The sequence below is a fragment of the Actinomycetota bacterium genome (assembly GCA_035540895.1).
Lineage (GTDB): Bacteria > Actinomycetota > JAICYB01 > JAICYB01 > JAICYB01 > DATLFR01.
In genome coordinates this window covers 1-9,773 of sequence record DATLFR010000140.1, presented here as the reverse complement: position 1 = coordinate 9,773, position 9,773 = coordinate 1, and the positions used below count along the sequence as shown (strand labels likewise).

Here is a 9,773-nt window from a genome sequence, read left to right as displayed (position 1 = left end):
GAGGTCCGGGCGCTCCGGGAGCGGTACGAACGCCTCTGGGCGCACATCGTCGACGAGGGCGTCTCCGCCGGGGCGTTCCGCTCGACCGACCCGCGGTTCGCCCGCCTGCTGATCCTGTCGGCGGCCAACTGGATGTACCAGTGGTACGACCCTGGCGGCGCGCTCGGCCCCGACGAGCTCGCCGACCGCTTCACCGACCTCATCCTGGCCGGTTTGGCCGAGGACACCCGGAAGGAGACGGCATGACGACGACCACCTACGAGGAGCGCACCGCGGCGTTCAAGGCGCGCATCGACGCCGGCGAGAAGATCGAGGCCGGTGAGTGGATGCCCGACGAGTACCGCCAGGCCCTCCTGAAGTTCATCGAGATGCACGCGAACTCCGAGGTGATGGGCTGCCTCCCCGAGCGCGAGTGGATCCCGCGCGCGCCGACGCTCAAGCGCAAGCTCTCGCTCACCGCGAAGGTCCAGGACGAGGCCGGCCATGGCCAGCTCCTGTACCGCGTGGCCGAGGACCTCGGGAAGTCCCGCGAGCAGATGTGGGACGACCTCGTGAACGGCCGCACGAAGTTCCACAACGTCTTCCACTACCCGGCCGAGTCGTGGGGCGACGTCGCGGTGATCGGCTGGCTGATCGACGGCGCCGCGCTCGTCACCCAGCGCGCCCTCCTCGACTGCTCCTACCTGCCGTACGTCCGCGTGATGCGGCGGATCTGCGCCGAGGAGTCGGTGCACCTGCGGCACGGCGAGGAGCTCACGCTCGAGCTCGTCAGCGGCACGCCCGAGCAGCGCGAGATGTTCCAGGACGCCGTGAACCGCTGGTGGAGGCCGATCATGCACTTCTTCGGCCCCCCGTCGAAGCCCGACAAGGACGTGCTCCTCTACTGGGGCATCAAGACCCGCTCGAACGAGGACCTGCGCCAGGAGTTCTTCACGACCTACGTCCCGAAGCTCTGGGACATCGGCATCTCGGTCCCCGACCCCGACCTGCGCTACGACGAGGGCAAGGGTGAGTGGATCTGGTCCGACCCGGATTGGGACGAGTTCTGGCAGGTCGTCCGGGGCAACGGCCCGAAGACGAAGGAGCGCCTGACCCGCCGCAAGGAGATCTGGGATCACCACGCGTGGATCCGGGAGGTCTTCGCGGGGATCCCGAAGGTCGCGGTCTGAGATGCGCGTCTGGGAGGTGCTCCAGCGCTCCCGCACCGGGGAGTGGGAGGTGGCCGGCGCGGTCAAGGCCGGCGACCTGGAGATGGCGATGCTCCTCGCCCGCGAGACGCATTTCAGGCACGGCGAGGCCGAGCACTACGCCCTGCGCGCGAAGGGCAGCGACGAGATCCACGAGGCCACCGACACGGTTGGCATCGGTGGGATCATCGACCGCTCGTACCGCCGCAGCGAGGGCTACGCGGGAGTGGGGGCGCGCCTGAAGCAGGTGCACAGGGCGATGGCCGAGCGCGGCCTCGTGATCGACCGCCCGCGCCCGCCGACGCACCGTCCGCGCGAGGAGGCCTCCCATGGCTGACCCTCGCCTCGACCTCCTGCTCGCGCTCGCCGACGACGAGCTGATCCTCGGCCACCGGCATTCGGAGTGGACCGGCTGGGCGCCGCACCTCGAGGAGGACATCGCGTTCTCCTCGATCGGACAGGACGAGATGGCGCACGCGCGTCTGCTGTACGAGCTGGCCGAGCCGCTCGCCGGCCGGACCCCCGATGAGCTCGCGCTCGGCCGCGAGCCGCGGGACTACCGCAACGCCGTGATCTGCGAGCGCCCGAACGGCGACTGGGGCTACACGATCGCCCGCCACTACCTGTACGACACCGCCGACGATGTCCGGACGCGGGTCCTTGAGTCCTCGAGCTGGAAGGACCTCGCCGACGCCGTGCGCGTGATCCGCCTCGAGGAGCGCTACCACCTCGAGCACGCGAACGCCTGGTTCCGCCGCCTCGCCGAGGGGCCCGTCACCGCCCGCGACAGGCTGGCGCGCGGTCTCGAGGCCGCGGTCGGCGAAGCGCTGGCGCTCTTCGAGGAGCTCCCGTCGGAGGAGGAGCTCGTGGCCGAAGGCCTCCTCCCGCGCTCCAACGAGGAGATGCTGGCGGAATGGCTGGCGCAGCTCGGGTCGGAGCTGGAGGAGGTCTCGCTCGACTACGTGCTGACCTCGCACACGCGGGTCGGCGAGATGGTCCCGACCTCTTCGGGAGAGGCCGAGGACGTCGTATCGCTCGAGGTTCCCGGGATCGAGCGGCGGGACGGCCGCTGGGTCCACGTCGGGCGCTTCGCCGGCGAGGGGGGCCGCCGCGGCCGCCACTCCGAGGACTTCCAGCCGCTGTGGGACGAGATGACGATGCTGCACCGCACCGTGCCGGGAGCGACCTGGTGACCACCGCGACCCGTACCCTCCGGGACCGCGTGCGCGAGGCCCTCGCCGCCGTGCCCGACCCCGAGATCCCGGCCTGCTCGATCGCCGACCTCGGGATGATCGAGCGCATCGAGGTGACGGACAGCGCCGTCGAGGTCGACCTGCTGCCGACCTTCGTCGGCTGCCCCGCGAAGGACATCATCGGCGAGGACGCCGCGAGGGCCGTGCGGGATGTCGCCGGCGACCGCGAGGTCCGCGTGCGGTTCGTCTACGACCCGCCGTGGACCACCGACCGCATCACCGAGGCGGGGAAGGAAGCCCTGCGCGGCTTCGGCATCGCCCCGCACTGGGAGCGCACCGCCGCCCCCGTCGTCGTCCCGCTGACGCGCAAGCCACAGGCCGTGGCCTGCCCCTACTGCGGCTCCCGCGAGACCGCGATGGAGGCCGCCTTCGGGCCGACCCCCTGCCGCGCCCAGCACTTCTGCTCGGCCTGCCGCAACCCCTTCGAAGGCTTCAAGCAGAAGGACCGTGGCGGCCGCCGCTGATAGGATTCCGCCGGTCCGCCGATCGAACGGAGGGTGAGGATGCGCGCCAGGCGATGGTCGATGATGCTCGCGGGTCTGCTCGTGGTCGCTGTGGCCGCCACGCTTCCCGCCGGAGCGGGGACGCCCAACCCGAACTGGTTCAACGAGCCGGTCCAGGGACCCTCCCCGAACGCGTCGCACGTCGTCGGGAACGAGGACGGTGGGGAGTGTGCCCAGGGCCTCGGAGGTGCGGGGATCACGCTGTTGGGTGGCCGCGAGATCGTTCCCGGACGCGTCGTCGTGGAGCTGATGGACAAGGACGCGCCGGACGAGTCCCTCGATCCTCCGGTCGTGCGGGAGTACGCGGCGGATGCGGACGGCGACTGGGGGGCCACCCGCGGCGCCGGGCACGGGGCCTTCCCCATCCCGGCGGGTCTCGAGCCCGGCGAGTATCCGCTCCGCGCGCTCTGCGCCAGCGAGGAGGTGGTGCCGTTCTCCGCCGGCGGCATCGTCCTGGGCCAGGTCCCCGACTTCCTCTTCAGCTACGAGACGCGGTCATACACGGTCATCGCACAGCGCCGACCCGATGATCCGGTCCGGACCGACGACCTGACGTTCACCGGCTGAGGCCGGACGGCGACCGCTCGATGACACCGAGGAGGAGGACGTGAAGAGGATCGTGCTAGCGACGGTGGCCCTGGTCGTGCTGTCCGCCGGCTCGCTCCGGGCGGGGGCCGTCGTGCCGCAGTTCTTCCCGCTAGACCCGGATCACGGGCCGTCGCCCAATACTGTGACCGTCTCCGCGACCCGGTGTAGCACGCAGGCGCAGGACTTCCTGTCCGATGCGGCGGGGATCATCCTTGCCGGTCCCCCCCTGTACGTGGGCGGCACGGCCTACGTCCAGCTCTTCGACAAAGACGACCCCGACGACCCGATCGGCCCTGAGCAGAGCTATCCCGCGGAGGACACTCAGGACGGAGGGTGGCAGGGGACGTTCCTGATCCCGGCAGGGCTCGCGCCGGGGACCTACACGGTGAGGGCGAGATGCGACGTGTCGGCGTTCGGTCCGGGCCCTGATGACGACTTCGAGTACCAGCAGGTCCGGACCTACCGTGTGCTCGGCGAGCGAGGCCCGGGCGACCCGGTCGATCTCGAGCCGACCTTCACCGGCTGAGCCGCCGTTTGTCGGGGGGTCGCGTGGGCTGGTAGGGTCCCGACTGTCGGCCCAACCGAAGGAGGCTCCACGTGACCCGCCTGAAGATGTTCGCTGTTGCCGCTCTGGTCCTCGGCCTCGCGGCAGGATCGTCGCTCCCGGTCGGTGCGGGAGCCATCCCTCAGCCAGACTGGACGAACTCGCCGACCCAGGGCCCATCGCCCAACCCGGATCACGAGGTCGCCGGCGATGGATGCTTCATCCGGATCGGGGTGATCGAGTCCGGCGGGTTGACGGTGCTCGGCGGCGAGCAAGGAGGCCCGGTCGGTATCCCCGGGGTGGTCACGGTCACGCTGCACGACCCCGACACCGACGTCATCCTCGCCGACGAGCAGTATCCGGCTGACGAGACGGGGGGCGACTGGGGCGGGGACTTCCCCATCCCGGCTGGTCTCGACCCGGACACGTATCCGCTCCGAGCGGAGTGCGATTTCCCGAGCGCCCCGGCCTCCGCCGGTGGGGCCCCGCTCATCCTCGGAGGCCTCGACTTCGACTACGAGGAGCGTTCGTACACCGTGATCGGGCAGCGCCAGCCGGGCGACCCGGTGGACGTGGAGCCCACCTTCACAGGCTAGGATGCGTGTGATGAGGTGGCTCCAGGCGCTCGCGGCCCTATTCGCATTGACCGTGTCAGCGACGCTTCCGGCAGGAGCGGGCGGGTTCAACCCCAACTGGTTCAACGCTCCGGAGCAGGGACCCTCCCCGAATGCGTCGCATGTCGTGGGGAACGAAGAGGGGGGAGAGTGCGGCGAGGAGATCTTCGCCGGCTCCCTGCTCGCTGGTGGCGAGCCGATCGAGCCGATCTTCGTCCCGGGAACCGTCCGCGTCGAGCTGCGGGAGCGCGAGGCGCCACACGATCCGCTGGACCCTCCGGTGGTGCACGAGTACGAGGCGGATGCCGAGGGCGACTGGGGGGCAGGGCGCAGCGCGGCGCTCGGCCTCTTCCCGATCCCCGCTGGGCTGGAGCCGGGAGAGTACCCCCTGTACGCCATCTGTGAGAGAGAGCTGAACGGCGGCCCCTTCGCGGCGGGCCTCTCCGTCCTCGGGCAGGGCGAGGAGTTCATCTTCGAGTACGAGCCGCGTTCCTACACGGTGATCGCGCAGCGCCGGCCGGACCGCCCGGTAGAGCTCGAGCCGACCTTCACGGGCTAGTACTAGTAGCCCGGGCGGCCGGTCGATCCCGCCGCCCCGTCTCCCGCGACGGCGCGGTACGCGGATCGCCAGGTCGAGGAGCGCTGGACCCTGCGGCTGATCAGCACCCGGAGTTCCTCCGACGGCTCGTCGATCGCCGCCCGGATCAGGCCCTCGAGGGTCAGGTTCGCCCAGTCCATCTCCTGGGCCTGCTCGCGCGTCAGGTTGACCTGGCTCACCGGCGGTGGCTCCGGCTCGTCGGAGGCGATCGGCTCCTGGCAGATGTCGAACGACTCGAGCTCCGACCAGCGCTCGAACACCGTCGGGACGAAGATCTTCGTCAGCGGGACGATGTTCCTCGCGTACCGCTCGCTCGTGTACGGCTCGATGGGCTCCGCGTACATCGCGAGGTGCTTGCCCTCCGGGGAGGGGCTGTACCGGCCCTCGGACGTGTCGATCAGCGCGGTGCGCGTCAACCGGAGGCCCAACCGCTCGAGGTCGGGGCCGAAGAGGGCCTGCATGGCGGAGAGGTTGTTGGGCGGGAGCGGCTCGGGCGACGCGGTCGGGGTCGCTTCGGGTGTGTCCGCGCGCGTGCACCCGGCCGCGACGAGCGCGGCGACCAGGAGGAGTCGCCTCACTCCTGGATCTCCACCGGGGTGCCGAGCGGGAGGATCTTGACGAGCTTCGCGATGTCGCGGTTCCGCATCCGGATGCAGCCGGCGCTGACGTCCCTCCCGATGCTCGAGGGGTCGTTCGTGCCGTGGATCCCGATGACCCCGGGCCCGCCGCGGAACGTCTGGAGGACGTTCGAGAACCCCGACAGCCCGTAGGCGTACTTCCCGTAGACGCTGTTCGGATCGCGGGGCCGCAGGAGCTCCTTGATGTAGTAGGTCCCGCCGGGCGTCGGCGTGTTCGCCGTTCCCACGCCGACGTCGGCCGCGAGGATCAGCCGCCCCTGCTCGCCGCCGCCCTCGAACGCGAGGAGCCGATGATCCTTGAGCCGCACGACGATGCGGTAGCTGTGCTGGGTCAGCTCGACGTCGCGCTCTCGGATCCAGCCCGTGCTCCCGTTGGGCCGGACCGGAAGGTAGACCTTCAGCCAGCCGTCATCCTGCCGCTGGACGAGGAACACGAGCGGAACGCCGTTCTCGGTCGGGTGCGCGAGCCGGTGCGTGAGCTTCCCCTCGGGGGAGCCGTGGACCCGAACGAGCGGGACGGTCGATTCGGCCACCAGGCTCACCGGCTGTTCCTGCACGGGCGGCGCGACCGCCGTGCGCGTCTCGGGCGCGGTCGCGGCGCGGGCGGGGGATACGGCGCCGCTCGCCTGCCTGGCACGGCGCTGCATCCAGACGTCGGTCGCTCCGGCCACAAGCGTCAGGGCGACGAGGGTCCCGATGACCCGCGGTGAGAGCGCGAGCCGCGGGACCTGTCGGGGGCCGGGAGGCCGGGTCGGCCGGTGCTTGCCCATCGCGCGCCATGGTACGCGACCTCCGCCGTGGCGAGGTTGCGTGTTCCGTCCGGCCCCTGCTAGATTCGCAGAACTTCCCCTCCAGGCCCAGTCGAAGAACAAGGAGGGATCACCCGTGCCTCGCCGCCCGATCGTCCTCGCGCTCCTGCTCCTCCTGGCGACGAGCGCCGCCCCCGGTTTCGCCGGGGGCCAAGAGCCAACCTGGGAGCGGAGCCCCGGCGAGGGTCCGTCACCCAACACGATCCAGGTGTCCGGAACGCTCTGCCGCGTCAACCCGGGCGACCAGCTCGTACCCGGTGAGGCCGTGGTCGAGCTCTTCCAGGAGAACGGCGACCCGTTCGACCCGCGCGTCCAGCAGACGTACATGGCCGACGACGAGGGCGACTGGAGCGGCCAGTTCGTCATCCCCGCTGGGTTGGACCCGGGGGAGTACCCGCTGCGCGCCCTCTGCCGGAGCCCCGGCGGCGGCCCCGGCCTTGGCTTCGACTACGAGCCGTCGAGCTATCGGGTCCTGGGCGGGAACGGTGGTGGAGGCGACCCTCCCACCTCGCCGCCGGCGCGACTCACCGAAGACGACGTGAACTTCGCCGGCTAGAGCGCCGGGAAGACGATGGCGACCACGAGGACGGCGCTCGAGATGCCGAGGGTCGTCTCGGGATCCACCGCCGGTGACAGGTGCACCATCCCGGATCCCGTCACCGGCTGAACATCAGCAGGTCGTCAGCGGTCACGCTCTCCCGTGGACCTCGATCTGGCCGCGGATCTCGCCGCCCGGGAAGTCGCCGGGCCCGGTGTTCGTGGGAGCGACGCCGTCGTTCGTGTGGACGTTCACATACGCGTTGCCATCGCGGATCGCATCCACGAGCGCCGACAGCGTGTGTCCCGCCAGTGGCCCGACGAGGTTGGCGTCCGTCAGCGTTCCGGTCGCGAGGACGCCGTCGGTCCGCCCGCCGCCGGCAGGAACGTTCCCGTACAGGAAGGCCACGACCGGGCCGTTCTCTCCCTGGGGGCCGAGGTGGATGTGGGAGGCGACGACGTTCTCGATGTTCGACGCGATGAGCCGGTAGCTCAGCGCAGATCCGTCGGCGTTGAGGTGGAAGGTCGCCTGTCCCTGCGCGAGCGTCGCGCGAGCGGGGACTTCTTCGTCTCCACCCAGGTGGGTGCCGAAGTTCGCTCCACGCGGCGCAGCCAAGGCGGCGGGTGCGATAGCGAAGACCAGCAGGACAGGCACGAGGCGCTTCATGAGGCTCCCTCCCGTTGTCGCGGACCGGGTCAGCCTACGTCTAGCGGACCAACCAGGGCAAGAGGGAGCTACTTCCCGCGGAAGTCCGGGTCGCGCTTCTCCGAGAAGGCTCGGAGGCCCTCCTGGTGGTCGTCGGTCTTGCCCATGCGCGACTGGGCGGCGGCCTCGCGCGACAGTGCTTCAGGGAGGCCGAGGGTGAGCGCCTCGAGCATCAGCTTCTTCGTCTCGCCGATCGCGAGGGTCGGCATCGCGGACAGCCGCTCGGCGTACGTCCGCACCTCGTCCGCGAACCCCTCCGCCCCGATGACCCGGTTCACGAGGCCGATGCGGTGCGCCTCGGCGGCATCGATCAGGTCCCCGGTGATCGACAGCTCGAGCGCCTTCGCGTAGCCGACGACCCTCGGCAGGAGGTGCGTGCCGCCGGAGTCGGGGATCAGACCGATCTTCACGAACGCCTGCGTGAACCGGGCGGCGTCGCTCGCCAGACGCACGTCGCAGGCGAGGGCCAGCGACAGCCCCGCGCCGGCGGCCACGCCGTTGATCGCTGCGACGATCGGCTTCGGAAGCGCGATCATCGTGGGGACGAGGCGGTGGTACGTGTCGGCGAGGTGCTCGGCGATGTCGGGGCGGTCCTCCCCGCTGACCTCCGCGAGATCCTGACCCGCGCAGAAGCCGCGGCCCTCGCCGGTCAGCACGACGCACCGGACCTCGTCGTCCGAGCCGGCTCCACGGACGGCGTCCTCCAGCTCGTGGCTCATCGTCGTGGTGAGGGCGTTCAGCTTGTCCGGACGGTTCATCCGGAGCCACAGGACGCCCGCCTCCCGCGTCGCCGTGATCTGCTCGTAGGTCATCAGCCGCTCCCTTCCGTGAACAGGCCGGCTCGGATGTATCGCTGGACGAGGGTTCCGATCCCGATCCGGCCGGCGGGACCTTCGACCACCGCCACCGTCTCGGCCTCCCGCTCGTCGATCTTCGTGAGGCGGGCCGTGACCCGGAGGCGATCGCCGACGCGGGCCGGCCGCTCGTGGACCACCGAGACCGCGTACCCCGTCGCATCCTCGCCCTCGGCGAAGTGCGGTTCGATCAGCATCCGCGACACGACCTCCATGTGCTCGACCATCGAGACCGTCGAGTAGAGCGGGTGGATGCGACGGCCGGCGAGGTTCACCAGCATCTCCTCGGTCACCTCGACCTCGAGGGATGTCTCCTCCCCGACCGGCGGCTGCTCCCGCGACACGCGCGTATCCTACGGCGGCTTGACCGTGCGCCGGCCGGCCGGGACGATGCGCGCCGTGACCCCTGACCGCCCGAGCGAGCCGCTCCCTCGCCTCTTCCTGCGGTTCCTGCGGTTCGGAGCGCTGGCCTGGGGCGGGCCGGTCGCGCAGATCGCGATGATCCGCCAGGAGCTCGTCGAAGAGGAGCGCTGGGTCGACCGCGAGCGTTTCAACCGCGTGCTTGCCGTGTACCAGGCCCTGCCCGGCCCCGAGGCACACGAGCTTTGCGTCTGGTTCGGTCACCTCGCCGGCGGGCGGACCGGGGGTGTGCTGGCCGGGCTCGGGTTCATGCTCCCGGGCTTCCTGCTCATGCTCGCCCTGTCGTGGGCGTACGTGCGGTTCGGGCTGCGGCTCGACGGGGTGCAGGGCGCGTTCGCCGGGATGCAGGCGGCCGTGATCGCCCTCGTCGTGCGCGGCGCCGCCGTCATCGGCCGCCACGCCCTGACCGGCTCGAGCCTGTGGGTGATCGCCGTCCTCGCGTTCGCCGCCAGCCTCGCGGGAGCGCATTTCGCCCTCGTGCTGGTGGTGGCGGGGGTGGTGGAGATGCTCGCCCGGCGGGGA

At 70.9% G+C, this 9,773-nt stretch carries 16 protein-coding genes; 11 read left to right on the top strand and 5 right to left on the bottom strand.

What is annotated here, in order from left to right; genetic code table 11:
• The 9 genes from VM840_07970 to VM840_07930 form a co-directional block, all read left to right on the top strand.
• On the top strand, positions 1-246 hold a 246-nt coding region (locus VM840_07970), incomplete at its 5' end, for a TetR/AcrR family transcriptional regulator (GenBank protein HVL81511.1).
• On the top strand, positions 243-1,169 hold the full coding sequence (gene paaA, locus VM840_07965; GenBank protein ID HVL81510.1) for a 1,2-phenylacetyl-CoA epoxidase subunit PaaA: 927 nt from the start codon (positions 243-245) through the stop codon (positions 1,167-1,169). The genes VM840_07970 and paaA, both read left to right, overlap by 4 nt.
• Position 1,170: 1 nt before the next feature.
• Complete coding sequence (locus VM840_07960) at positions 1,171-1,524, top strand: hypothetical protein (GenBank protein HVL81509.1); 354 nt, start codon at positions 1,171-1,173, stop codon at positions 1,522-1,524.
• Positions 1,517-2,380 carry a 1,2-phenylacetyl-CoA epoxidase subunit PaaC gene (paaC, locus tag VM840_07955; GenBank protein HVL81508.1) on the top strand — a complete coding sequence of 288 codons (864 nt, stop codon included), beginning with the start codon at positions 1,517-1,519 and terminating at the stop codon, positions 2,378-2,380. Before VM840_07960 ends, paaC begins: the two co-directional genes overlap by 8 nt.
• A gap of 29 nt (positions 2,381-2,409) precedes the next feature.
• Positions 2,410-2,904, top strand: a complete 495-nt coding sequence (gene paaD / locus VM840_07950) for a 1,2-phenylacetyl-CoA epoxidase subunit PaaD (GenBank protein HVL81507.1) — start codon at positions 2,410-2,412, stop codon at positions 2,902-2,904.
• Between the two features lie 39 nt (positions 2,905-2,943).
• Positions 2,944-3,510 carry a hypothetical protein gene (locus VM840_07945; GenBank protein ID HVL81506.1) on the top strand — a complete coding sequence of 189 codons (567 nt, stop codon included), beginning with the start codon at positions 2,944-2,946 and terminating at the stop codon, positions 3,508-3,510.
• A gap of 40 nt (positions 3,511-3,550) precedes the next feature.
• Positions 3,551-4,057 carry a hypothetical protein gene (locus tag VM840_07940; protein ID HVL81505.1) on the top strand — a complete coding sequence of 169 codons (507 nt, stop codon included), beginning with the start codon at positions 3,551-3,553 and terminating at the stop codon, positions 4,055-4,057.
• Between the two features lie 71 nt (positions 4,058-4,128).
• Positions 4,129-4,671, top strand: a complete 543-nt coding sequence (locus VM840_07935) for a hypothetical protein (protein HVL81504.1) — start codon at positions 4,129-4,131, stop codon at positions 4,669-4,671.
• Positions 4,672-4,681: 10 nt separating this feature from the next.
• The gene (locus VM840_07930) at positions 4,682-5,248 is read left to right on the top strand and encodes a hypothetical protein (protein HVL81503.1); all 567 of its coding nucleotides are present in this window, start codon (positions 4,682-4,684) and stop codon (positions 5,246-5,248) included.
• Positions 5,249-5,250: 2 nt separating this feature from the next.
• On the opposite strand, the gene VM840_07925 is transcribed toward VM840_07930, so the two are convergent.
• Both VM840_07925 and VM840_07920 read right to left on the bottom strand, forming a co-directional pair.
• Positions 5,251-5,865: a hypothetical protein gene (locus tag VM840_07925; GenBank protein HVL81502.1), complete on the bottom strand. Its 615-nt coding sequence runs from the start codon at positions 5,863-5,865 to the stop codon at positions 5,251-5,253.
• Complete coding sequence (locus VM840_07920) at positions 5,862-6,695, bottom strand: L,D-transpeptidase (protein ID HVL81501.1); 834 nt, start codon at positions 6,693-6,695, stop codon at positions 5,862-5,864. Before VM840_07920 ends, VM840_07925 begins: the two co-directional genes overlap by 4 nt.
• Positions 6,696-6,810: 115 nt before the next feature.
• Here VM840_07920 and VM840_07915 point away from each other — a divergent pair, with 115 nt between their 5' ends.
• On the top strand, positions 6,811-7,290 hold the full coding sequence (locus VM840_07915) for a hypothetical protein (GenBank protein HVL81500.1): 480 nt from the start codon (positions 6,811-6,813) through the stop codon (positions 7,288-7,290).
• Between the two features lie 132 nt (positions 7,291-7,422).
• Here the strand turns inward: VM840_07915 and VM840_07910 are convergent, their stop codons facing one another.
• From VM840_07910 to VM840_07900, 3 genes are all read right to left on the bottom strand, one after another.
• Positions 7,423-7,938, bottom strand: a complete 516-nt coding sequence (locus VM840_07910; protein ID HVL81499.1) for a CHRD domain-containing protein — start codon at positions 7,936-7,938, stop codon at positions 7,423-7,425.
• 68 nt (positions 7,939-8,006) lie between these two features.
• Complete coding sequence (locus tag VM840_07905; GenBank protein ID HVL81498.1) at positions 8,007-8,789, bottom strand: enoyl-CoA hydratase-related protein; 783 nt, start codon at positions 8,787-8,789, stop codon at positions 8,007-8,009.
• Complete coding sequence (locus VM840_07900) at positions 8,789-9,175, bottom strand: thioesterase (GenBank protein HVL81497.1); 387 nt, start codon at positions 9,173-9,175, stop codon at positions 8,789-8,791. Before VM840_07900 ends, VM840_07905 begins: the two co-directional genes overlap by 1 nt.
• A 25-nt stretch (positions 9,176-9,200) precedes the next feature.
• Here VM840_07900 and VM840_07895 point away from each other — a divergent pair.
• The coding region (locus VM840_07895) for a chromate transporter (GenBank protein ID HVL81496.1) at positions 9,201-9,773 on the top strand (573 nt) is incomplete at its 3' end.